Source organism: Paraburkholderia sp. 32 (assembly GCF_050435345.1).
Lineage (GTDB): Bacteria > Pseudomonadota > Gammaproteobacteria > Burkholderiales > Burkholderiaceae > Paraburkholderia > Paraburkholderia tuberum.
Genome location: NZ_JBNDKD010000003.1, coordinates 3,013,286 through 3,035,785, shown reverse-complemented (window position 1 = coordinate 3,035,785; position 22,500 = coordinate 3,013,286). Strand labels below are relative to the sequence as shown.

At 64.6% G+C, this 22,500-nt stretch carries 19 protein-coding genes; 9 read left to right on the top strand and 10 right to left on the bottom strand.

The genetic code is table 11. The annotated features are described in order from the left end of the window. Positions 1 to 695: 695 nt before the first annotated feature. The 4 genes from OKW26_RS36865 to aspT (OKW26_RS36850) form a co-directional block, all read right to left on the bottom strand. Positions 696 to 1,919 carry a pyridoxal-phosphate-dependent aminotransferase family protein gene (locus OKW26_RS36865; protein ID WP_184062225.1) on the bottom strand — a complete coding sequence of 408 codons (1,224 nt, stop codon included), beginning with the start codon at positions 1,917 to 1,919 and terminating at the stop codon, positions 696 to 698. Positions 1,920 to 2,085: 166 nt separating this feature from the next. Further along, positions 2,086 to 3,750 (bottom strand): bifunctional aspartate transaminase/aspartate 4-decarboxylase, encoded by a 1,665-nt coding sequence (locus tag OKW26_RS36860; protein WP_187627350.1) that lies wholly within the window; start codon positions 3,748 to 3,750, stop codon positions 2,086 to 2,088. A 133-nt stretch (positions 3,751 to 3,883) separates the two neighbouring features. Continuing rightward, positions 3,884 to 5,566 (bottom strand): aspartate-alanine antiporter, encoded by a 1,683-nt coding sequence (gene aspT / locus OKW26_RS36855; RefSeq protein WP_429356655.1) that lies wholly within the window; start codon positions 5,564 to 5,566, stop codon positions 3,884 to 3,886. Between the two features lie 134 nt (positions 5,567 to 5,700). After that, positions 5,701 to 7,383 carry an aspartate-alanine antiporter gene (gene aspT, locus OKW26_RS36850; RefSeq protein WP_429356654.1) on the bottom strand — a complete coding sequence of 561 codons (1,683 nt, stop codon included), beginning with the start codon at positions 7,381 to 7,383 and terminating at the stop codon, positions 5,701 to 5,703. Between the two features lie 491 nt (positions 7,384 to 7,874). Here aspT (OKW26_RS36850) and OKW26_RS36845 point away from each other — a divergent pair, with 491 nt between their 5' ends. After that, the gene (locus OKW26_RS36845) at positions 7,875 to 8,870 is read left to right on the top strand and encodes a 2-hydroxyacid dehydrogenase (RefSeq protein ID WP_018419530.1); all 996 of its coding nucleotides are present in this window, start codon (positions 7,875 to 7,877) and stop codon (positions 8,868 to 8,870) included. A 44-nt stretch (positions 8,871 to 8,914) separates the two neighbouring features. Here the strand turns inward: OKW26_RS36845 and OKW26_RS36840 are convergent, their stop codons facing one another. Then, positions 8,915 to 9,496 carry a plasmid fertility inhibition factor family protein gene (locus OKW26_RS36840; protein WP_429356653.1) on the bottom strand — a complete coding sequence of 194 codons (582 nt, stop codon included), beginning with the start codon at positions 9,494 to 9,496 and terminating at the stop codon, positions 8,915 to 8,917. Between the two features lie 139 nt (positions 9,497 to 9,635). Here OKW26_RS36840 and OKW26_RS36835 point away from each other — a divergent pair, with 139 nt between their 5' ends. From OKW26_RS36835 to OKW26_RS36815, 5 genes are all read left to right on the top strand, one after another. Then, entirely contained in the window at positions 9,636 to 10,454 is an 819-nt protein-coding gene (locus OKW26_RS36835) for a crotonase/enoyl-CoA hydratase family protein (protein ID WP_429356652.1), read from the top strand. A 100-nt stretch (positions 10,455 to 10,554) separates the two neighbouring features. Beyond that, positions 10,555 to 10,947 carry an SRPBCC family protein gene (locus tag OKW26_RS36830; RefSeq protein ID WP_090803201.1) on the top strand — a complete coding sequence of 131 codons (393 nt, stop codon included), beginning with the start codon at positions 10,555 to 10,557 and terminating at the stop codon, positions 10,945 to 10,947. A gap of 198 nt (positions 10,948 to 11,145) precedes the next feature. Continuing rightward, a complete protein-coding gene (locus OKW26_RS36825) occupies positions 11,146 to 12,303 on the top strand; it encodes an MFS transporter (protein WP_090805596.1) in 1,158 nt (385 codons plus the stop codon). 71 nt (positions 12,304 to 12,374) lie between these two features. After that, the gene (locus tag OKW26_RS36820) at positions 12,375 to 12,959 is read left to right on the top strand and encodes a hypothetical protein (protein ID WP_429356651.1); all 585 of its coding nucleotides are present in this window, start codon (positions 12,375 to 12,377) and stop codon (positions 12,957 to 12,959) included. 112 nt (positions 12,960 to 13,071) lie between these two features. Continuing rightward, complete coding sequence (locus tag OKW26_RS36815; protein WP_429356650.1) at positions 13,072 to 14,856, top strand: PQQ-binding-like beta-propeller repeat protein; 1,785 nt, start codon at positions 13,072 to 13,074, stop codon at positions 14,854 to 14,856. Between the two features lie 107 nt (positions 14,857 to 14,963). Here the strand turns inward: OKW26_RS36815 and fahA are convergent, their stop codons facing one another. From fahA to OKW26_RS36800, 3 genes are all read right to left on the bottom strand, one after another. Beyond that, a complete protein-coding gene (gene fahA, locus OKW26_RS36810) occupies positions 14,964 to 16,262 on the bottom strand; it encodes a fumarylacetoacetase (RefSeq protein ID WP_429356649.1) in 1,299 nt (432 codons plus the stop codon). Next, positions 16,259 to 17,605: a homogentisate 1,2-dioxygenase gene (hmgA, locus tag OKW26_RS36805; RefSeq protein WP_429356648.1), complete on the bottom strand. Its 1,347-nt coding sequence runs from the start codon at positions 17,603 to 17,605 to the stop codon at positions 16,259 to 16,261. The genes fahA and hmgA overlap by 4 nt, the downstream gene beginning before the upstream one ends. Before the next feature lie 62 nt (positions 17,606 to 17,667). Beyond that, the gene (locus OKW26_RS36800) at positions 17,668 to 17,808 is read right to left on the bottom strand and encodes a hypothetical protein (protein WP_429357189.1); all 141 of its coding nucleotides are present in this window, start codon (positions 17,806 to 17,808) and stop codon (positions 17,668 to 17,670) included. A 267-nt stretch (positions 17,809 to 18,075) separates the two neighbouring features. On the opposite strand from OKW26_RS36800, the gene OKW26_RS36795 reads away from it, so the two are divergent. Further along, a complete protein-coding gene (locus tag OKW26_RS36795; protein ID WP_184062236.1) occupies positions 18,076 to 18,909 on the top strand; it encodes an EAL domain-containing protein in 834 nt (277 codons plus the stop codon). A gap of 41 nt (positions 18,910 to 18,950) precedes the next feature. Here OKW26_RS36795 and OKW26_RS36790 read toward each other — a convergent pair whose 3' ends face one another. Beyond that, complete coding sequence (locus OKW26_RS36790) at positions 18,951 to 19,736, bottom strand: IclR family transcriptional regulator (protein WP_429356647.1); 786 nt, start codon at positions 19,734 to 19,736, stop codon at positions 18,951 to 18,953. 94 nt (positions 19,737 to 19,830) lie between these two features. On the opposite strand from OKW26_RS36790, the gene OKW26_RS36785 reads away from it, so the two are divergent. Continuing rightward, complete coding sequence (locus tag OKW26_RS36785) at positions 19,831 to 21,021, top strand: acyl-CoA dehydrogenase (protein WP_429356646.1); 1,191 nt, start codon at positions 19,831 to 19,833, stop codon at positions 21,019 to 21,021. Between the two features lie 74 nt (positions 21,022 to 21,095). On the opposite strand, the gene OKW26_RS36780 is transcribed toward OKW26_RS36785, so the two are convergent. Further along, positions 21,096 to 21,734, bottom strand: coding sequence for a peroxiredoxin (locus OKW26_RS36780; protein ID WP_429356645.1), 639 nt, complete (start codon positions 21,732 to 21,734; stop codon positions 21,096 to 21,098). 348 nt (positions 21,735 to 22,082) lie between these two features. Between OKW26_RS36780 and OKW26_RS36775 the strand changes: the two genes are divergently transcribed. After that, a complete protein-coding gene (locus OKW26_RS36775; RefSeq protein ID WP_026225611.1) occupies positions 22,083 to 22,385 on the top strand; it encodes a DUF883 family protein in 303 nt (100 codons plus the stop codon). The last annotated feature ends 115 nt before the right edge of the window (positions 22,386 to 22,500 follow it).

The following is a 22,500-nucleotide window of genomic DNA, read 5'->3' as shown; positions in this document are numbered from 1 at the left end:
AAAACTCTTTACCTGATGCGCATGAACGTGTCGGCACCACGTCGCCGCGCGGGTCCTCGTATCGACTGCGATAACCGGAACGCGGGCCTGCGCGAGCGATCGCGCCACCCCCAGTCCGTTCAACTCTGCTCCAACGATAACCCCTGCCGATTGACCTGAGTCGTATGCGCTCGCCATAGTGTCGATATCCTTGCTTCGTACGTGCGTGGACCCTCGAAGACAGTCTTCGAGACTCCACGCGATCGAATTATCGAATCGGATAGAAATCCTTTTTTGTCGCCTCGCGGGGGCGCTTTGGCGTTAAAGCTTGGTTCCGGCGGCATGCATGCATGAGCGCGGCAGGCACGTCCTGGCACGCGCCGTGTGTCGAATCATGGTCTTGCGATTTACCGCAGCGTGAGCATTGCGCTGCTCTTGCCTTGACCTACTTTACGTTTCGGCCTGATCTCGATACGTGCGCCGGCGCACAGAGAACAATAGAAAGTAAGAAAGGAAGAAAACCCTTTAGAAAGGCGCAGAGCCTTATTCCGTAAGGGTTTCGGAGATTTCGCCATTGTTATGTAAAAAGGTTGCGAAGCATTAATTTATTGCAACGCAATAATGGCGGGAAAAAACTTTCTAATGCGACTATAAAGTGCTGGATCGCACAAAAGATATGCGCTGCGAATGCTATTCGTAGCGCATCGGAAAAATGCTTATTTACCTTCGCTCAAGCCGCGCTCGAGCGCCGCGACACCCGCCGGCAGATCGACGTTGACGCCGAGATCGACCATCGTGCGGCCCAGCGCATGCACGGTGCGAAACAGGTTGTGCTCGCGGCACTGTTCGCCCATCTGGCCGATACGCACGATCGGCAGACCGAACGAGCCGGAGATTTCCACCTGATGCTGCCGCGAGATATGCGCGCAGACGTCGGCGGGACTGAGGCCGTCCGGCACGTCGATGCCGACCACCGAATTCAGGCGGCAATTCTCCGGCGCATACAGTTGCAGGCCCATCGCGGTGACGCCTTGTTGCAACGCGAGCGAGCATTTCAGATGGCGCGCGAAGCGCTTCTCCAGCGTCTCCGCGCAGACGAGCCGCAGCGCCTCGTGCAGCGCGAGCACGCCCGACACCGGCGCCGTGTAGTGATACCCGGCGTTGTGCCAGAAGTTTTCCGCCAGCGACGCATCGAGGCACCAGTGCGTATTGGGCGCCGTGCGGCCTTTGACGCGCGCCCAGGCCGCGTCTGAAAACGCAATCAGCGACACGCCCGGAATCGATGACAAGCCCTTCTGGCCGCCGGTGATCACCGCGTCGATGCCCCAGGTATCCATTTCGAGCGGCATCGTGCTCAGCGTGCAGACCGCGTCGACGATCACGAGCGCGCCCGCTTCCTTCGCAAGCGCGGCGATGTCTTTCAGATGATGATTCCACACGGTGTTCGAGGTCTCGCCCTGCACGACCGTGACGACCTCGGGACGCTCGCGGCGCAGCGCGTCGGCGATCTGGTCGAGACTCGCGACCGTGCGGTCCGCGACTTCGAGCATGCTCACGCGCGCGCCGACGCGCCGGCCCATTTCGCCCATGCGGTCGCTGAAGAAGCCGTTCTTGATGCACAGCATGCGCGTGCCTTCCCACGCGAGATTGGAGATCGCCATCTCCATCGCGCCCGATCCCGGTCCCGCGACGCCGAGCACCCACTTCGACTGCGTCTGGAACACGTAGCGCGCCATCGTTTTCACCTGGTTCACCACCTTCGCCATCGTGCCGCCCAGATGGTTGATCACGATCGCATTGGCCTTCGCGACCGCGGCGGGAATCGGCACGGGGCCGGCGCCCATCATCAGCAGCGGTTCTTCGGGAAGGATGGCGTCGAGCGATTCGACAATCGGACAGGGGACGGACGAAGCAACGGTAGTGGAGGTTGAAGTCGGCATGATCGGTATATGAATGTGAAGCGCAAAGGAACGAACGGCCTCGCGGCAGGCACGCCGCTCGAGGCCGTTCGTCCGATCATTCACCGAACCGCGCGATCGCGCAAGTTTTTTGGCCAGCGTAGGGGCCGCGAAGCGCGACCGGCGCCCGTGGCCGGTCGCGCGTGAGTCACTTCATCACCTTTGTCTTGTCGAGCTTGCTGCCGGTTGCCGCGTTGTAGCGCTCGACATAGTCCTCGATCAGCCTGCGCATCGCGCGACCGATCTTGCGATAGTCCGACTCGTTCAGGTTGGCGAGCGACACACGCCCCGACGGATGCTGCGTGCCGAAGCCGCGGCCCGGCAGCAGCACCACGCGCGCCTCGCGCGCGAGCCGGAACAGCAGCTCGGACGGCTCGGTGTTCTTCAGCAGCCAGTCGACGAACTCGCGCCCGAAGGCTCTTTCACCGAGGAATTCGATGTCCACGATCGTGTAGTAGTCGACCTTGTTCGGATCGTCGTCCTCGAACGCGATGCCCACTTCCTCGTACAGAGCCTGCTTGCGCTTACGGATCAGGCGCTTCAGCGCGTTCTTGTACGCGTCGGGCGTGTCCATCAGCGAGAACAGCGAGAACAGCACCATCTGCACCTGCTGGGGTGTCGACAGCCCGGCCGTGTGATTGAGCGCGACTGTGCGGCTATCGGCCACGAGCCGGTCGATGAACTTCAGCTTGTCGGGCTCGGTCGTGATCGACTCGTAACGATGGTGCAACTCCTTCTTCACGTCCGCCGGCAGTTCGCCGATCAGCTTGTCGAGCACGTTGTCGCGATGCGTCGCGACCGCGCCGAGACGCCAGCCGGTCGCGCCGAAATACTTCGAGTACGAGTAGACGAGGATCGTATTCTTTGGCGCGAGCGCGAACAGCGAAACGAAGTTGTCGGCGAACGTGCCGTATACGTCGTCGGTCAGCAGGATCAGATCGGGCCGATCCTTGACGATGCTGGCGATGTGCTCGAGGCTCGCGTCGTCGATCTTCACCGACGGCGGGTTGCTCGGATTGACGAGGAAGAACGCCTTCACTTTCGGATCACGCAGCTTGTCGAGCTCCTTCTTCGAGTATTGCCAGCCGCTCGCGACGTCGGCTTCGAGATTGACCACGTTCAGCTGATAGTCGTTGAGCCGCGGAATCTCAATGTACGGCGTGAAGATCGGCATGCCGAGCGCGATCGTGTCGCCCGCCTTGATCAGGTGATTCTCGCGCATCGTGTTGAAGATGTAGGTCATCGCCGCGGTGCCGCCTTCGACCGCGAAGACGTCGAACTCGCCGATGAACGGATGCTTGCCGATCATCTCGCGGCGCAGATACTGGCCGACGATGATTTCCGACAGCTTCAGCATCCGGTCCGGCACCGGGTAATTCGACGCGAGAATGCCCTCGCACATCTCATACAGAAAGTCGGTCCCGGACAGCCCGAGCTGATCGCGCACGTACGACACCGCGCCGCGCAGAAAGTCGATGCCGGGGACGCCCCGGTTCTCGCGCAGAAACAGGTCGAAGCGCTCTGCGAGTCCGTCGCGGCGCGGAAAACCGCCGACGCCTTCCGGCATGTACGCGAACGAGCGCTCGGACTCGCGCATCGCGAACAGGCCGAGTTGCCAGAAGCCGTGGCGGGGGATCGTCGCGAGAAAGTTCGGGTTGCCGCGGCCCGCGTTCAGCATCGCGAGGTTGGCGGCCCGCTCGACCGCGCCGCCGCCGGCGGCCTTGATCAGTTCGTCCTTCAGTTCGAACGGGCTCAGCGCGGCAAGACCCGCGTCCACGCTCGAGCGTTTCTTGTCGCCCTTCTCTTTTGCCATGATGCGTTCTCCAGTGAAGAGGTGAAACACGCCGGCGTGGCGAGGGATCCCGGTTGCGGCCGGCTATAGAGATCGATACCGAACTGCGTTCGATAACAGTGCGGCAAACGTGCGCTAAACGTGCAATCAGCCACTACACGAGCCCGACCACCAGCGGCCCGAGCAGCGTCAGCGCGACGTTCGCGATCGCATAGGTGATCGCGAACGGTACGGTCGGCACCGCGCTTTCGGCCTTGTCGAGCACGCCGCCGAACGCCGGGTTGGCGCTGCGCGAGCCGGACAGAGCGCCGGCCAGAAGCGCCGCGTTGTTGTAGCGCAGTACGTAGCGGCCGAACAGCATCGTCAGCAGCAGCGGGAACAGCGTGACGAATACGCCGAGCAGGAAGATGGTCACGCCGCTCTGCTTGACCGTGACGACCGCCTGCAGACCCGAATTCAGACCGACCACCGCGACGAACGCGGCGAGCCCGAAGTCCTTCAGCAGTTGCGAGGCGGCCGACGGCATCACGCCGTACATCGGATGCTTGCCGCGCATCCAGCCGAACAGCAGGCCCGCCAGCAGACAACCGCCGCCCGAGCCGAGCGTGAGCGGCACGCCGCCCACCTTGACGACGATCAGCCCGATCAGCAGACCGATCACGAGGCCGACGCCCATGTAAATGAAGTCGGTCTTGTTGCTGTATGGCAGTTCGTAGCCGGCGGCTTCGACCGCGCGCCTGGTGTCTTTCGGCGAGCCGTAGAAGGTGATCACGTCGCCGTGCTGCAGTTCGGTTTCGGGCAGCACCGGCAGCGGCTGCCCGGCGCGCGAGATGCTCTGGACGTAGACGCCGTGCCGCGTGTCGCGATCGATCAGTTGGCGCGCGGCCGCGATCGTCGTGTGATTCATGCCCTTGCGCGTGAACACGCCCTCGCGCGTTTGCATCACCACGCCGATGTCCTCGGCTTCGCCGACCTCGTTGCCTTTCGCGCCGAACGCGACGACCGCCTCGCGTCGGCCCACGACGAGCACGATGTCGCCGGGTTGCAGCACGAAGTCGGGCTTCGGCTCGATCTGCTGGCCGCCGCGCTTGATGCGCTCGATCGTCAGGCCTTCCCCGTGCAGCGACTCGACCGCCTGCACGCTCTTGCCGGCGCTGAAGTCGATCCGGTACGCGCGCCCGATCAGTTCGGGCAGCGCGGACACTTGCCCCGGCCCGCGCGTCGGCGCACCCGACGACAGCTCGCGCTCCGCCTCGATCGACGCTTCGCGCAAGCCCTGTCCCATGAACTTCGGCAGGATGTTCACGCATACGATGATCGCGCCTAGCGAACCGAACACGTAGGTGACCGCGTACGCGATCGCGACGTCCGACTGCAGCGATTTGACCTGATCGGCGGGCAGGCCGAGCCGCGCGATCGCGTCGCCCGCCGTGCCGATGATCGCCGACTGCGTGAGCGCGCCGCCCGCGAGCCCGGCCGCGAGCCCCTTGTTCAGATGGAACAGCTTCGCGCACACCACCACCGTGATCAGCGCGCTGACCGCGAGAAACACGGCCATCGCGATCTCACGCAGCGTCTTGCGGTTCAGTGAATTGAAGAAACCGGGCCCGGAGTCGTAGCCGACCGCGTAGATGAACACCGCGAACATCACCGCCTTCACACCGTTGTCGACCGTCACGCCCGCCTGGCTGATCACGACTGCCGCCAGCAGCGAGCCGCCCACGCCGCCCAGCTGGAACTTGCCGAAGTTGATCTGCCCGATGAAATAGCCGACCGCGAGCGATAGGAACAGCGCCATCTCCGGTGACTTGTGAAAGATGTTGTGTAGCCAGTCCATCGTGCCCTCGCTGAGTAGTTGCCGGGTTCGTTGGCGAGACCCGGTACGAGTACGGCGCGCGCCTGTGCCGCGCGAGCGCCTGATTTGCCGCGCGGTTCGAAGCGCTGCGCGGCATGCGGCTTCGGCAAGTCCGGCTAGCCGAGCTTGCCGGCCAGGCCCACCACCACGGGACCCATCAAAGGCAACAGGATGTTGGAGAGCGCGTAGGTGATCGTGTAGCCGATCACCGGCGTCGAATTGCCGGCCACGCCAACGAGCGCGCTGATCGCCGGCGTACTGCACTGCTGGCCCGCGATCGCGCCAAGCAGCATCGGCGCTTCGAGCTTCAGCAGCGCATGCCCGATCCATAGCGACAGCAGGCCCGGCACGAGCACCATCAGGATGCCGGCGAGCGGCAGCGCGAGTCCGTATTCGCGCACGAGCTTGATCGCGTCGGGCCCGGCCGACAGCCCGACCGCTGCGATGAACGTCGCGAGTCCGAAATCCTTGATGATCTGCGCGGCCGCCGACGGCAGCGAGCCGACGAGCGGATGGCGCGAGCGCACCCAGCCGAACAGCAGCCCCGACAGCAGACAGCCGCCGCCCGTGCCGAGCGCGAGCGTCACGCCGCCGATCGTGCCGCCGAGCCGCCCGATCGCCATACCGACCAGCACGCCGAGGCCGAGATAGACGAAGTCGGTCTTCTGGGTCGGCGGCAATACGTAGCCGAGCCGCTTCGCACCGCGCTCGACGTCGGCTTTCGCGCCGACCAGCGTCAGCACGTCGCCGCGATGCAGCTCGGTGCCGGGCAGCGCGGGAATCGTCGATTCGAGCCGCGTGATCGCGGCGACATAAACGCCGCGCGCGTTTTCCGGCTTCGCCTGTGCGCGCAGCTGCGCGACCGTCATCCCGCTGACGTCGGGCCGCGTCAGCACCACGTTGAGCCGTTGCGCGAACACCTGGCCGAAATCGGCGCCAAGCACCTCTTCGCCGAGGCTCGCTGACGCCGCGACGACCGCGGCGCGCCGCCCGGCGACTAGCACGACATCGCCGGCCGCGAGCCGCGTCTCCATGGCGACCGGCAGGTCCGCGCCGTGGCGCTCGATCTGCTCGACGGTCAGGTTGTAGCCGTATTGCTCCTCGAGCCCCCGCACCGTCAGGCCAGCGGCGTCGCCGATGCGAAACGCCCGGCCGACGAGTGCCGGCGCGGCCGCCCTCTGCCCTTCGCTGAACGCGCCCTCGCCGCCGAGCTTGCGCCACACGCGCTCGGCTTCTTCGCGCAGATCGACGCGCAGCATCAGCGGTGCGAACTGGCTCGTAAACAGTACGATCGTGATCAGGCCGAACAGGTAGCTGACGCTGTAAGCGGTCACGATATTGGCCTGCAGACGCTGCGTGGCCGCGTCGCCGAGACCGAGCCTCGCGATCGCCTCGGACGCGGTGCCGATCACCGCCGACTCGGTCGCCGCGCCGGCGAGCAGCCCGGCCGCGGTGCCGACATCGAGCCGCATCACGCGGACCGCGATCATGATCAGCACCAGCACCGAGACGATTTCGATCAGCGACAGCACCCCATAGCGCCAGCCGCGCCCGATGTTCGCGAAGAACTGCGGACCGCCGGTAAAGCCGAGCGCGAAGATGAACAGCGCGAACGCGATGTTCTTCAGATCGGGCGCGATCCGCGCGCCGCTCTGCCCGAGCACGAGCGCGACGATCAGCGTGCCGCACACGCCGCCGAGCTGAATCGGGCCAATACGAAACGAGCCAATGAAATAGCCAATGGCGAGACACGCGAAAAGCGCGATTTCGGGTTGCGATCTCAGCAATTCACCGATCATGTTGGCTCGCCGATTTACAGGTTGATTAAAGAAAAACAGAACACCAACCGCTCGAAAACCGAATCAAACCGTCTGACAGAAGGTGACGCAATGGTGACGTCGCGCGCGCAACAAGCTCGATGCACGGCACATCAAATGGCCGATAGCGGGAAGCAGAAAAACACAGCTATGAAAGGAGAACCACGCGATGGGTGCCGGAAGAGCCGCACAGCGGGGCACCAGGACGCCCGCCCGCACGCACGCACCGCCTGGCGATACCGGCGGTGAAACGATTTCCCGAACGCTCGACAGTTACTCTTTCATCGCGAAGTCGCCTAACATCGTGAAAAGGATAATCTGCTGTCTGGCCAGTTTCTTGCAGCATGTTTGTACATGCTTTGTTCGGAATGCTCGTTATTTAATATTGCAGTTCGGCACCCCTGTCAATGTTATTTTTTGCGAGAAACCGACTTTCCAAAACACGTCTAAAGCACGCTTCTTAGGAGCCCGATATGCGCACGATCCTGTTCAGCAGTCGTCAATACGACGTCGATACATTCACCGAGGCCAATGCCGCGCATGGCTATGAACTGCATTTCCAGGAATCCCCTCTCGACAGCGAGACCGCGATCCTCGCGCATGGCTACGACGTGGTCTGCCCGTTCGTCAACGACAGCGTCGACGCCGCCACGCTCGAACGGCTTCATGCGGGCGGCACGCGCATGATCGCGCTGCGCTCGGCGGGCTTCAATCACGTCGACCTCGCGGCGGCCGAGCGGCTCGGCATGCCGGTCGCACGCGTGCCGGCCTACTCGCCGTACGCGGTCGCCGAACATGCGGCCGGGCTGATTCTCGCGCTGAACCGGCGCCTGCCGCGCGCGGTCGCGCGCACGCGCGAAGGCGACTTCTCGCTGCATGGGCTGCTCGGCTTCGACCTGCATGGCAAGACGGTCGGCGTGATCGGCGCGGGCATCATCGGCCGGGTGTTCGCGCGCATCATGGCGGGCTTCGGCATGCAGGTGCTCGCCTACGATCCGGGGCCGCCGGCCGACGAACTGCTCGCGCTCGGCGCGCGCTACGTGCCGCTCGATACCTTGCTCGCCGAATCGGACGTCGTCAGTCTGCATTGCCCGCTGTTGCCCGACACCTATCACCTGATCGACCGCGCCGCGCTGGCGAAGATGAAGCGCGGCGCGATGCTGATCAACACCGGGCGCGGCGGGCTCGTCGAGGCGAACGCACTGATCGGCGCGTTGAAGGACGGCCAGCTCGGCCATCTCGGGCTCGACGTGTACGAGGAAGAAGGCGGCATCTTCTTCGAGGATCATTCGAATCTGCCGCTACAGGACGACGTGCTCGCGCGTCTGTTGATGTTTCCGAACGTGATCGTCACCGCGCACCAGGCGTTCTTCACGCGCGAGGCGATGACCGAGATCGCGCAGACCACGCTCGCGAACATCGCGGCGTGGCAGGCGGGCACGCCGCGCAACGTCGTGCAGGCGGGGTAGCCGTGATAACCGTGGCGTACGCGAATTGCCGCGGACCACGAAAGTTAGACGTCGCTGTCGCTGCCCAATTGGGTCGCGCGAATCGCGGTGCGGGCATCATCGGCCGCGCCGCACAGCTCACGCAGCAATCCCGCCTCGCGCTCGTGCACTTCGACCGGACACCAGCGCGCGCCCGCCTCGGCCAGATAGCGCGCGCGATGCTGGCCGTTGCGAAACGCCACCACCCCCTCGCGCTCGATGCCGACCCAGCCGAGCAATCCCGGCGCGCGACGCGTGGAGATCGTCACGTACGGCATCTGCGGAATGCGCGGGCTGTCGGGATCGAGAAACTCGCGAATGCCGCGGACCTTACCCGAGTGCCATTCGGCGACTGGCTTCAGCACGTAATCGGTGTTGTCGCGATCCGCGCACACGAGCAGCTTGCGCAGATCGACGAGCACGACCTGGTGACGTGTGCCGTCGGCGACGAAGACGCGCTTCAGGCGCACATGGTCGTACCACGAGTGGTCCTGCAACGGCACGACCCACACCGTTCCGGCGCAGGCTGGCGCGGCGGCCGGCGATGAATTGGGCAAAGGCAAGGACAAAGGTAGGCTCGGCAAGCTGGCGACAGGACGCCAGCGCATCAATAGAGCGCTAACGCTACGAGCCGGATGTGATGGAAACATGACAACTCACCGGATTAATTACGCTGCATGAGCGTGCTGCAACACTGCCGGATCAACAGGCCAGCAGCGACCTTCAGGTACCCTTAAGTACATAACGATGATAGCCAACCAATATTTCAATAACCATGTGCGAATCGAGTCGAATGACGGCAACGGCGTCGCTACGATCGTGCTGGAGAGGCCCGCGCAGCGCAACGCGGTCGATCGCCAGGTGGCCGATGCGTTGAGCGCCGCGTTCAGCCGCTTCGAGGCGGAGCCCGCGTGGCGCGCGGCCGTGCTGTTCGGCGCGGGCGACACGTTTTGCGCGGGTGCGGACCTCAGCGCGCTTGCCGACGACGCGCGCCGCAACGAGTTGCATGCGGACGGCAGCGGCCCCGGTCCAATGGGACCGACGCGCATGCATTTCAGCAAGCCGGTGATCGCCGCGATCGCCGGCTATGCGGTGGCGGGTGGGCTCGAGCTTGCCGCGATGTGCGACCTGCGCGTCGTCGAGGAAGATGCGGTGCTCGGCGTGTTCTGCCGGCGTGTCGGCATTCCGCTGATCGACGGCGGCACGATCCGGCTACCGCGACTGATCGGTCTGTCGCGTGCGCTCGATCTGATCCTGACCGGCCGCGCGGTCGATGCGCGCGAGGCGCTTTCCTTCGGGCTCGCCAACCGCGTGGTGCCGAAGGGCGAAGCGCGCGCGGCTGCCGAGCAACTGGCCGCGGAGCTCGCCGCGTTTCCGCAGGCGGCGCTGCTCGCCGATCGTCGCTCCGCGCTCGAGAACAGCACGCTGAACGATCTCGCCGAGGCATTGCGGCGCGAAGGCGCGGGCGGCTACGCGGCGGTCTTCGCCGAGGGCGTGGCGGGCGCGGCGCGCTTTGTGTCCGGCGCGGGCCGTCATGGCGACACGTTCGACGCGGATCGCGGATAAAACGGCGCCGCGCGATCGGTGACAGGTTTGCAATCGCCGGTCGCGACACCCCCGCGCGCACGAGACCTGGGTTACCCGAAACGGAACAGGATGAAATGCGATGGCGACGATCTACCGGGAAATCGCCGTGGCAACCACCGCGGCCGATGCATGGGCCGCGCTGCGCGATCCCGCCGGGGTCGCCCGCGTATTCGCGGGCGTGCTGATCGCGGCGCGCATGGAAGGCGACCTGCGCTGGGTCACCTTCGCCGACGGCACCGTGGTCGAGGAACGCGTGATTGCCGTCGACGATGCCCACATGCGGCTCGCCTACTCGGTGGGCGGCGGGCGCTTCGAGCATCATCATGCGACGCTGCAGGTCGTGGCCGACACGTCCGCACATTGCCGCGTGATCTGGATCGCCGACTTCAAGCCCGACGATCGCAGCAACGTGGTCGAAGCGCTGACGGATGCGGGCTGCGCGGCACTCGGGCGCAACCTCGCGCGGCGCTGAACGCCGCCCGGCGGCGCGGGCTCCCGCCGCCGCGTTCCACAAAAAACAACAGCTTTCCGGACAGCCGGCAAGCCAGATTTGACTTAGGTAGAATCCCCTACTGTTTTTCCCTAGCCGGCGACAGCGTTTCCGCCTTCGGAATCGCCCGCCCGGCGCCCGTTGTTCGCGCCGCTTCACGCGTCACACCCCATCATCGCCATGCCATTGCCTCTGCTTGCCCTTGCCGTTGCCGCGTTTGGAATCGGTACCACCGAGTTCGTCATCATGGGCCTGTTGCCCGATGTCGCGCGCGATCTGTCCGTGTCGATTCCAGCGGCTGGCATGCTGGTGTCCGCGTATGCGCTCGGCGTCACGATCGGCGCGCCGATCGTCGCGATCGCGGTTGCCAACATGCCGCGCAAGAAGGCGCTGATGAGCCTGATCGGCGTGTTCATCGTCGGCAATCTGCTGTGCGCGATCGCGCCCGGCTACGCGGTGCTGATGGCCGCGCGCATCGTCACCGCGTTCTGCCACGGCGCGTTTTTCGGCATCGGCTCGGTGGTCGCGGCCGGGCTCGTCGCGCCGAATCGCCGCGCGCAGGCAATCGCGCTGATGTTCACCGGCCTCACGCTCGCCAACGTGCTCGGCGTGCCGCTCGGCACCGCGCTCGGCCAGGCGGTCGGCTGGCGCGCTACTTTCTGGGCCGTGACCGGCATCGGCGTGCTGGCGGCGGCCGCGCTCGCGGTGTGCCTGCCCGCGAAGATCGAGATGCACAAGGCGAGCCTCGTGCGCGAATTCAGCGTGCTGAAGAACCCGCAGGTGCTGATGGTGCTCGGTATCAGCGTGTTCGCGTCGGCGAGCCTGTTTTCGACCTTCACCTACATCACGCCGATTCTCGAAGACGTGACCGGCTTCACGCCGCACGCGGTCACCCTGGTGCTGCTCTTGTTCGGCCTCGGCCTGACGGTCGGCAGCACGCTCGGCGGCAAGCTCGCGGACTGGCGGCTGATGCCCTCGCTGGTCGCGTTCCTGATGGCGATCGTCGTGATCCTGTGCGTGTTCGCGGGCACGATGCACGCGCGCACTCCGGCGATGCTGACCGTGTTCGTGTGGGGGGTGCTCGCATTCGCGATCGTGCCGCCGCTGCAGATGCTGATCGTCGATCGGGCGAGCCACGCGCCGAATCTGGCGTCGACGCTGAATCAGGGGGCGTTCAACCTCGGCAACGCGACCGGCGCATGGCTCGGCGGCATGGCGATCGGCGCCGGCGCACCGCTGACGACGCTGCCGTGGGTCGGCGTCGCGACCGCGCTCGGCGCGCTGTTGCTGACGTTGTGGTCGGTGTCGATCGAGCGGCGGGTGGCGGTGGCGGGATGAGCTGGCCGGCTCGAAGTCATGGTTCGAGAGAGCGATTACACCGTTCTGCACTTTGCCTATAAACCTCTTCGATGAAGCATCCCACCGTCTACACGACTCCCCCTGCCACCGGCGTTTCGGCCATCGTGCGGTGGGATGAACAAAGCTCCACGCTGACCTGTGAGGTCAAATATCCACCTTTGGCTTCGCTGCCGGAACCGCAAAACAATCTCAGCGACTTGCTGGATGCGCGTTTCCGCATTGGCGCGCCCTCTTATGTCCTCACGGCGGGCACGTTGTCGATGCTTGTCGATCAGCATCGCCGGTTGATCGGATTGGACTTTTACACGAATCCCGAGCGATGGACCGTCCGCACGTCCGAACTCGCAGACCCAACCGACGAAACTCCGCGCATCGAGTCAGAATTCGACGCGCACGGACATGCGCACGACATGGGAGCGCCAGAGGTCTGTTACGAGCCTCGCGACGGCACCCTTTATCTGTCGTGGGGTACCGTATCTCACTGGTACGGTATTGCGTCAGCGCTCGCGATCGGCGTCGATGAGGACAAGCGCCTCACGCAGATCCGGCTGCGCGGCGCTCGCGTTTCTGGCGGCGCCGTGGTGGGAGCGTCGGCGGATCGCGCTGCGGGCGCCGAGTTGACGAATAGACGCTAATTGCTGGCTTTTACGATCTATACGCAGGGTGATAATCTCAACCCACGTTGCGCGGACACTCGACGAACGGCCCATATTTCGTGGCGCCGCCGCAAGCAACGGGGAGTCCGCCATGGTCTCGATGCGCCTGTTGCTCCGTGCCAGCCTGTTGGGCACGGCGATCGCGGTAGCCGCGATCGTCGCGGCGAACTGTGGAGGCGGCGGAGGCGGAAACAGCAGTGCCCCGACGGGCGCGAGCGTCGGCGCCGGCGGCAGCGGCGCATCCGGCGTATCGGCCCCGGCCGCAGCGAGCGGCGGCAGCACCACCAGCGGTGGCACCACGAGCGGCGGTAGCACCGGCGGCTCGGGCAGCGGCTCGGGCACCTCGATGGGCGGCACATCGGCGGCAGCCGTGCGCGACGTGCTCACCTATCACGACGACATCGCGCGCACCGGCCAGAACCTCGGCGAAACCACGCTGACGCCCGCCAACGTGGCGGCTTCGACGTTCGGCAAGGTCGGCTTCTTTAGCGTCGACGGCAAGGTCGACGCGCAGCCGCTATTCGTCGCTGCGCTGGCGATCGCGGGCGGCACGCACAACGTGCTGTACGTCGCGACCGAGAACGACAGTGTGTACGCATTCGATGCCGACACCGGCGCGACCCTGTGGCAGGTGCGCACATTCGGCACCGGCGAAACCCCGAGCGACGACCTCGGCTGCAGCCAGATCGTGAACACCATCGGCATCACCTCGACACCGGTGATCGACCGTTCGCGCGGCACGCACGGTACGATCTACGTCGTCGCGATGTCGAAGGACGCGGCCGGCGGCTACCATCATCGCATTCACGCGCTCGACCTCGCGACCGGCGCCGAGCTGCTGAACGGTCCCGCCGAAGTCGCCGCCTCTTACCCAGGCAGCGGCGCGGGTAATACGAACGGCGTCGTGCCGTTCACCACGTCGTTGTACGCGGAGCGTGCGGGGCTGCTATTGCTCGGCAACACGGTCTACACGACGTGGACCTCGCACTGCGACGACGGCGGCTATACGGGCTGGATCATGGGCTACGGCGCCGACACGTTGCAGCAGACCACCGTGCTCAACCTGACGCCTAACGGCATCGGCGGCGCGATCTGGATGAGCGGCGCGGGACCGGCGTCGGACGGCTCGTCGATCTATCTGCTCGATGCCAACGGCACGTTCGATACGACGATGACGTCGAGCGGCTTCCCCGCCAACAAGGATTTCGGCAATACGTTCCTGAAGCTCGGCACGGCGGGAGGCCTGTCGGTGGCCGACTACTTCGCGATGACGAACGTCGTGCAGGAGGCCAACGACGACATCGACCTCGGCTCCGGCGGCGCACTGGTGCTGCCGGACCTGACCGACGCGGGTGGCACCCTACAGCATCTGACGCTCGGCGCGGGCAAGGACAGCACCATCTACGTGCTGAATCGCGACTCGATGGGCAAGTTCAACCCGGCGGCCGACAACATCTATCAGGAGATTCCCGCGCAGCTGGCCGGCGGCGAGTTCGGCATGCCCGCCTATTTCAACGGGCGCGTGTATTTCGGCTCGGTCGGCGATCATCTGAAGGCGTTCACCGTGACCAACGCGAAGCTGTCGATCACACCGACCGCGCAAAGCGCGATGACGTTCGCCTATCCCGGGACGACGCCGAGCATCTCGGCGAACGGCACCACGAACGGCATCGTGTGGGCCGCCGAAAACGGCACCGTCGCGGCCTTGCATGCGTTCGACCCCATCACGCTCAACGAGCTGTACAACAGCAACCAGATGGGCACGCGCGATCAGTTCGGCACGGGCAACAAGTTCATCACACCATTGATCGCAAACGGCAAGGTGTATGTCGGCACGACGAATGGGGTGGCCGTATTCGGGTTGCTGGGTGGGTGAAGCGGCCGACGCGCCGATTCATTGCGACACGGTATGCCCAAGGTCTCGCACAAACGACGAGGGCCGGCATACCGCGCCGGCCCTCTCTCATCGTGACTGCCGCGCGCTCACCCTCGCGCCGGCAGAATCTCTGCGGCACACGCGCCGAACCCCACGCGATACCCGTCGCCCTGGCACCAGCCGACGAGCGTCAACTCATCGCCGTCCTCGATGAACGTGCGCGTGCCGCCCTCCTTCAACGCCAGCGGCTTCTTGCCGTTCCACGTCAGCTCCAGCAGGCTGCCGTACGAATCCTCGGTCGGCCCGCTGATCGTCCCCGAGCCCATCAGGTCGCCCACCCGCGTATTGCAGCCCGTCACCGTGTGATGCGCGAGCTGCTGCGCCATCGTCCAGTACATGTATTTGAAGTTGGTCCGCGCGATCGTGCTCGCTTGCCGCGCGGGTCGCGCACGCAATGTCACTTCGAGGTGAATGTCGAACGCATGCTTTCCTCGATGCCGCAGATAGGCGAGCGGCTCTGGCTCCTGCACCGGCTGCGCGACGCGGAAGGGTTCGAGCGCGTCGAGCGTGACGACCCACGGTGAGATCGTCGTCGCGAAGGTCTTCGCATTGAATGGGCCGAGCGGCACGTATTCCCATTGCTGGATGTCGCGCGCGCTCCAGTCGTTCAGCAGCACCATGCCGAAAATGTGCGCCTCCGCGTCCTCGCACGCGATCGGCTCGCCCAGCGCATTGCCGCCGCCGATGATGAAACCCGTCTCCAGTTCGATATCGAGCTTGCGGCTCGCGCCGAACACCGGACGCTCCTGGTCGGGCAACTTCAGCTGACCATTCGGACGACGCACCGGCGTCCCGCTCACGACCACCGACGATGCCCGTCCGTTGTAGCCGATCGGCATCTCCGACCAGTTCGGCAGCAGCGCATTCTTCGGATCGCGGAACATCGCGCCGACATTGGTCGCGTGTTCCTTCGATGAATAGAAATCCGTGTAGCCCGGAATCTGCACCGGCAGATGCAGACGCGCATCGGCCGCGCGCACGAGCACCTTCGCGCGCAACGCGGCATCGTCGCGCAGCGTCGCGGTGTCGCGCGCGAGCAGTTGGCTCAGCTGGATACGCACGCTGCGCCACACGTCGCGGCCAAGCGCGATGAAATCGTTCAGCGCATCGCGCGCGAACACGTTGTGCGCCGGCACGTTCAGCAGACCCGCGGCCTGCAATCCGGCGAGATCGACGATCCGATCGCCGATCGCGACGCCCACGCGACGCGCGTCGTTGCCACGGTCGCTGAAAATGCCGAACGGCAGGTTCTGGATCGGGAAGTCGCCAGCCGGGTCGTTGGCCGACTCGATCCAGCTCTTGCGCGACGCATCGAGCGTCGCCTGGAGATCGTTCACCGCGTTCATCGTTGCTCCGGATTGAAGTGTTTCTTGAGGCCTTGCCAGCACTCGTAGTAATGCGCCTGCAGTTGCGCGGTTTCGAGCGCGAAGCGCGTCGGCTTGATCAGCGTGCGGGTCTCGAACATGAAGGCCATCGTGTCGTCGACCTTCTTCGGCACCGAGGTATCGAGATGCGACGCCTTCTCGAACGTGTCCGCGTCCGGGCCGTGGCCCGTCATGCAGTTGTGCAGGCTCGCGCCGCCGGGCACGAAGCCCTCGGCCTTCGCGTCGTAGACGCCATGCACGAGGCCCATGAACTCGCTCGCGACGTTGCGATGGAACCAGGGCGGCCGGAACGTATCTTCGGCGGCGAGCCAGCGCGGCGGGAAGATCACGAAGTCGATCGTATCGACGCCCGGCGTGTCGCTTTGCGATTGCAGCACGAGGAAGATCGACGGATCCGGATGGTCGAAGCTGATCGAGCCGATCGTGTTGAAGCGGCGCAGGTCGTATTTGTACGGCGCATAGTTGCCGTGCCATGCGACCACGTCGAGCGGCGAATGGCCGATGTCCGCGCGCCACAGATTGCCGTTCATCTTCGCGACGAGTTCGAATGCGCCTTCGCGGTCTTCGTATGCGGCGTGCGGCGTCAGGAAATCGCGCGGATTCGCGAGACCGTTGGAGCCGATCGGCCCCAGTTCCGGCAGACGCAGCAGCGCACCGAAGTTCTCGCAGATATACCCGCGCGCGCTGCTGTCCGGCAGGCTGACCGCGAAGCGCACGCCGCGCGGAATCACCGCGATCTCGAACGGCTCGACATCGACTCGGCCCATTTCGGTCGCGATATGCAAGCGCCCCTGTTGCGGCACGATCAGCAGTTCGCCGTCGGCGCTGTAGAAGAAGCGATCGTGCATCGAGCGGTTCGCCGCGTACAGATGGATCGCGCAACCGCTCATCGCTTCGGCCGAGCCGTTGCCCGCCATCGTGACCCAGCCGTCGATGAAATCGGTCGGTTCGCTGGGCATCGGCAGGGGGTCCCAGCGCAGCTGGTTCGGCGGCGTCGGCGGCACCTCGGCGAAGTTCGCGACGAGCCGCTCCGACGGCATCGACGTGAACGGCTTGTGCATGGCCGCCGGACGAATCCGGTACAGCCACGAGCGACGGTTGTGACCGCGTGGCGCCGTAAACGCCGTGCCCGAAATCTGTTCGGCATACAAACCATAGGCCGCGCGTTGCGGCGAATTGCGGCCGGTCGGCAGCGCGCCCGGCAATGCCTCGGTCGCGAATTCATTCGCGAAACCCGACTGATAGCCGGGCTCGATTTCAGGACGCAGGCGTTCGTCGGCCGGCGTACGTGTTGAGGTATCCATACAAGGTTCTCCGCGAGTTGCCCGATTCTTTCCCGGTTGATACGTGATCTTTGCAGTCAGGCTCAGGCCGGCTCCGCTTCGGACGCGCGGCTGGGTTGCCGCGTCGCACCGGCGAGCACGACCACCAGCAGCGCCGAGCACAGCACCGGCAGCGCCGCCGCATGAAACAGCGCGGCATTCGACCAGTTCAACGCGATCAGCATTGGGTCGTCCCCTCAGGCTGGCTAAAATTGTGTTTTACGAATAGTAAAACGAATTATGAATAGTGAAACTAACGTATACCCTTGGAAACACGCCGGCGAACCTCGTCATTCCGCGCTCAGCCCCGGCCGATAAGCGTGAGGCCAATAACGATATGAGCATTTTGTTAATCTGCGCAGGGCGCGTACTGCTACCATCAGTGAATGCGGCCATCGCGTCGCGCTGCCACGCGCCCGGTGCGCGTTCATCGTCGCCTTTCATTTGCCTTCATGATTTCGCCGACCATCCCCGATCTGATCGCCCGCGCCGCTCATCACCCGTTTCTCGGCGAGCATCTGGCAATGGGACAAGGCGGGCACGCCGGCATCGCGCTCGCACATTTCGATGGCATCGAGCTCACGAGTGCCTACGAGCCGATCTTCGACATCAGCGTGCACGGGCTTGCGCAGTCGCTGTCATGCGGCGCGGAAGGGGTCGACCGCTTCGGTGATGAACTCGGCTTTCAGGCGGTCACGCACCGGCTCGACGCGCCGCCATTCGAGGTGTTCGATCCGTTCGACAACATCGCCGACGATCAGCAGCTGGTCGCGCTAGACCGCATGTCGCGCGCGCTGCACGCAATCAACTTCTTCGGCCCGCAGCGGCATGGGTTGCTGTTTTTGCGGGTGCACGAGAGGCTGTTGAAGAGCGTGAAGTACGACCACGGCCGGCATTTTTCGAGCGTGCTGACCTCGTTCAATTTGAGTCCGACGCGCATCGTGATCGAGTTGCCGGCGGCGGCGGTCGCACACAAGACGTTCCTGGGCTATCTGACGCGCAGCTATCAGCACTATGGGTTCAAGGTGGCGGGCAATCTGTCGAACGCGGGGCAGATCCTGTCGGTATCCGAAACCGCGCGGCTCGACTTCATCAAGATGGATGCGGCGGCCGCATTGCGCGACGCGACCGTGAAGCCGCTCGTCGGCTACGCGGGCCGGCTGCGGGTGCCGCTGATTTTCAATCGCGTGATGGATGAGGCGCAATTCTCCGCGCTACAGCAGTACGACGTGCGGTTCGTGCAAGGGCCATTATTCAACGCGCATTATCACGACCGGGCGGCGTGACACGGTGGGGGCCCGGTTAGCCGGGGCGCCCCGGCATTACCTCAGCCCGGCTCCCCCAGCCGCGCCGCGAGCGCCTTCAGGCGCGGCGCGACATTCTCGCGAAACACTTCCTCCCCCATCGACGACGCCGGCCCGCTGCAGCTGAGCACGAGCCAGCGGTTTTCGCGCGGCTCGCGAAACGGCACCGCGACTGCGTTCACGTCGTCATGCCACGCACGAAACGAGTAGCAGCATCGCTCGGTCGCGAACGCGGCGATCTCCTGTTCGGCTTCGGCGACGAGCATCGCCCCCACTCTGCCAGCCGCTTTTTTCAGTTCCGCGAGTAACGCGGTACGCGCGTCGGGCGGCTGCACGGCGAGATAGGCGCGGCCCATCGAGCTCGTCAGCATCGACAGTTTCGAGCCGGATGCCAGGCCGAGCGTCAATGCGGTTTCGCTGCGAATCGTCTCCAGATACACCATGTCGAGCCCGTCCCGGCACCCGAGCGAGACCGCCGCGCCGACCTCGCGCGCCAGGCTGCGCAGGTGCGGGCGTGCCAGTTCGAGCATGTCGGTGCCCGACAGCAGCGCGAAACCGAGCGACAGCACGCCCGCGTCGAGCGCATATTTGCCGTGTCTTTCGTCCAGCCGCAGATAGCCGAGCACGGTCAGCGTGTAGGCGAGCCGGTTCACGGTTGCCTTCGGCAAACCCGTGCGTTCGACGAAATCCCGATTGCCGAGCATCGTCTCGCCTGGCCGGAACACGCGCAACAGGTCCAGCCCGCGAGCAAGGGCGACGACGAATTTGCGTTCGTCGAGCGAAGCGGAGAAAGTGGATGGCGGCGTCATAGGGTGATACACTCGGGCGTCATTTGCAAAACATTGTTTCGCAAAGCGGAACTCTAGTCAAGCGGGTTCTGAGCGAGAAATCAGGAGATACGTCATGGCCGTAGCCGCGCAGTTTCACTGGGAAGACCCGTTGCTGCTGGATCAGCAACTCACCGAAGACGAACGTATGGTGCGCGATGCCGCTGCGGCTTACTCGCAGGACAAGCTGCTGCCGCGCGTGCTGGAGGCGTTCCGCCACGAAAAGACCGATATCGGGATCTTTCGCGAAATGGGCGAGCTTGGCCTGCTCGGTCCGACGATTCCCGAACAGTACGGCGGCCCCGGTCTGAACTATGTCGCGTACGGGCTGATCGCGCGTGAAGTGGAACGCGTCGACTCCGGCTATCGCTCGATGATGTCGGTGCAGTCGTCACTGGTGATGGTGCCGATCTACGAATTCGGCTCGGACGCGCAGAAGGAAAAATATCTGCCGAAGCTCGCGCGCGGCGAGTGGATCGGCTGCTTCGGCCTGACCGAGCCGAACCACGGCTCCGATCCGGGCGGCATGGTCACGCGCGCGAAGAAGGTCGATGGCGGCTACTCGTTGTCGGGCTCGAAGATGTGGATCACCAATTCGCCGATCGCCGACGTCTTCGTCGTGTGGGCGAAGCTCGAGGAAGACGGCGAGGACAACATCCGCGGCTTCATTCTCGAGAAGGGCTGGAAGGGTCTGTCGGCACCGGCGATCCACGGCAAGGTGGGACTGCGAGCTTCGATCACCGGCGAAATCGTGCTCGACGAAGCGTTCGTGCCGGAAGAGAACATCATGCCGGGTGTCAGCGGCCTGCGCGGTCCGTTCACGTGTCTGAACTCGGCGCGCTACGGCATCGCCTGGGGCGCGCTCGGCGCGGCCGAAGCGTGCTGGCACATCGCGCGTCAGTACGTGCTCGATCGCAAGCAATTTGGCCGGCCGCTCGCCGCGAACCAGCTGATCCAGAAGAAGCTCGCCGACATGCAGACCGAAATCACGCTCGGGCTGCAAGGCGTACTGCGCCTCGGCCGCATGAAGGACGAAGGCACGGCCGCGGTCGAAATCACCTCGATCATGAAGCGCAATTCGTGCGGCAAAGCGCTCGACATCGCCCGCCTCGCGCGCGACATGCTCGGCGGCAACGGCATTTCGGACGAGTTCGGCGTCGCGCGTCATCTGGTGAACCTCGAGGTCGTCAACACCTACGAAGGCACCCACGACGTTCACGCGCTGATCCTCGGCCGTGCGCAGACCGGTATTCAGGCGTTCTTCTGATTCCGATGCTGGTGTATCGATAATGCAAAAAAGCCGGTTCCTTCGAACCGGCTTTCTGGTTCATGCCGCGCCGCTTACCGGTTCGGCTGCGGCGTCAGGCGCAGGTACGGACGCAACGCCTTGTAGCCCTTCGGGAATTTCTGCTTGATGACTTCCTCGTCCTTCAGCGACGGCACGATCACGACGTCATCGCCCTGCTGCCAGTTGCCCGGCGTCGCGACCGAGTGACTGTCGGTCAGTTGCAGCGAATCGATCACGCGCAGCACTTCGTCGAAGTTGCGGCCGGTGCTCGCCGGGTACGTGATGATCAGACGCACCTTCCGGTTCGGATCGATGACGAACAGCGAGCGCACCGTGAACGTTTCGTTCGCGTTCGGGTGAATCATGTCGTACAGCCCGGAGACCTTGCGATCGCCGTCCGCGAGAATCGGAAAACCGACGTTGGCAGCCTGCGTCTCGTTGATGTCCTTGATCCACTCCTTGTGCGACTCCGCGCTGTCGACCGACAACGCGATCGTCTTCACGTTGCGCTTTTCGAACTCGCCCGCGAGCTTCGCGGTCAGGCCCAGCTCGGTGGTGCAGACCGGCGTGAAGTCGGCCGGATGCGAGAACAGCACGCCCCAGCTATTGCCGAGCCACTCGTGAAACCTGATGCGGCCAATGCTCGACTCCTGTTCGAAATCCGGCGCAATGTCGCCAAGACGTAGACTCATAGTGCATCTCCTGTAGGTCTTCGGAAGGTATCCGGATAAGGTCGCGGGCGTGTGCCCGCGGCGGCCAGTCACGATAAAGCATAAGGCCGCGGTGGTACATGGCGAACCAACATCGCGTCAGTACTTTATGTGTTTTTGTAATTTTCTCCCGTTTGACGGAAACTTTGCGGGACAGATCAACTCAATCCAGATACCGGTCTGGAGCAGAGTGCCCTCAAACGGGTGTCTTGACGCCACGCGCTGGCGGGAACGAATCGTGCAGCGGCGGCATGCAACCGGCACTATGCTCGCCAGCGACCGTTTCTTTGGTTACGATTTACGCGTAGCGTGAGACAAAGGGAGCTGTCAATGTCGGAAGTCAACAAGGAGAGATTGATGTCGGATATCAAAACCGTCCTCGCGGACGCTGAAGACCTGCTGAAACAGGCCGCGAGCGCTACCGGCGAACGCGCGTCGGAACTGCGCGAAACCGCGCTGACGCGCCTGAAGCAGGCGAAAGAAAAGGCAGCCGACGTTCAGGTCGTGGTCGTCGAAAAAGGCAAGAAGGCCGCCCGCGCCACCGACGACTACGTGCACGAGCATCCGTGGGCGTCGATCGGCATCGCCGCGGGCATCGGCGTGGTGGTCGGTCTGCTGATCAATCGCAAGTAAAGGCCGGTGAGGCCGCCGGAGCAGGCATGTCCGGCGCACCGGCGACACGGGCGGACCGGCGCGAGCCTCGCCGGTCCCCTTCTGCTGGCGCGCACGCGCCGGCCAGGCCCTCACG

Excerpts from the sequence above, each read along its gene's own strand:
- OKW26_RS36830 (WP_090803201.1), top strand. The coding sequence starts at position 10,555 with ATGGCGACGATCTACCGGGAAATCGCCGTGGCAACCACCGCGGCCGAT.
- OKW26_RS36860 (WP_187627350.1), bottom strand. The coding sequence starts at position 3,750 with ATGGCAAAAGAGAAGGGCGACAAGAAACGCTCGAGCGTGGACGCGGGT.
- OKW26_RS36785 (WP_429356646.1), top strand. The coding sequence starts at position 19,831 with ATGGCCGTAGCCGCGCAGTTTCACTGGGAAGACCCGTTGCTGCTGGAT.
- hmgA (WP_429356648.1), bottom strand. The coding sequence starts at position 17,605 with ATGGATACCTCAACACGTACGCCGGCCGACGAACGCCTGCGTCCTGAA.
- OKW26_RS36790 (WP_429356647.1), bottom strand. The coding sequence starts at position 19,736 with ATGACGCCGCCATCCACTTTCTCCGCTTCGCTCGACGAACGCAAATTC.
- OKW26_RS36800 (WP_429357189.1), bottom strand. The coding sequence starts at position 17,808 with ATGCTGATCGCGTTGAACTGGTCGAATGCCGCGCTGTTTCATGCGGCG.
- OKW26_RS36780 (WP_429356645.1), bottom strand. The coding sequence starts at position 21,734 with ATGAGTCTACGTCTTGGCGACATTGCGCCGGATTTCGAACAGGAGTCG.
- OKW26_RS36795 (WP_184062236.1), top strand. The coding sequence starts at position 18,076 with ATGATTTCGCCGACCATCCCCGATCTGATCGCCCGCGCCGCTCATCAC.
- OKW26_RS36825 (WP_090805596.1), top strand. The coding sequence starts at position 11,146 with ATGCCATTGCCTCTGCTTGCCCTTGCCGTTGCCGCGTTTGGAATCGGT.
- aspT (WP_429356655.1), bottom strand. The coding sequence starts at position 5,566 with ATGGACTGGCTACACAACATCTTTCACAAGTCACCGGAGATGGCGCTG.
- OKW26_RS36835 (WP_429356652.1), top strand. The coding sequence starts at position 9,636 with ATGATAGCCAACCAATATTTCAATAACCATGTGCGAATCGAGTCGAAT.
- OKW26_RS36865 (WP_184062225.1), bottom strand. The coding sequence starts at position 1,919 with ATGCCGACTTCAACCTCCACTACCGTTGCTTCGTCCGTCCCCTGTCCG.
- OKW26_RS36840 (WP_429356653.1), bottom strand. The coding sequence starts at position 9,496 with ATGCGCTGGCGTCCTGTCGCCAGCTTGCCGAGCCTACCTTTGTCCTTG.
- OKW26_RS36820 (WP_429356651.1), top strand. The coding sequence starts at position 12,375 with ATGAAGCATCCCACCGTCTACACGACTCCCCCTGCCACCGGCGTTTCG.
- OKW26_RS36845 (WP_018419530.1), top strand. The coding sequence starts at position 7,875 with ATGCGCACGATCCTGTTCAGCAGTCGTCAATACGACGTCGATACATTC.
- OKW26_RS36815 (WP_429356650.1), top strand. The coding sequence starts at position 13,072 with ATGGTCTCGATGCGCCTGTTGCTCCGTGCCAGCCTGTTGGGCACGGCG.
- fahA (WP_429356649.1), bottom strand. The coding sequence starts at position 16,262 with ATGAACGCGGTGAACGATCTCCAGGCGACGCTCGATGCGTCGCGCAAG.
- aspT (WP_429356654.1), bottom strand. The coding sequence starts at position 7,383 with ATGATCGGTGAATTGCTGAGATCGCAACCCGAAATCGCGCTTTTCGCG.
- OKW26_RS36775 (WP_026225611.1), top strand. The coding sequence starts at position 22,083 with ATGTCGGAAGTCAACAAGGAGAGATTGATGTCGGATATCAAAACCGTC.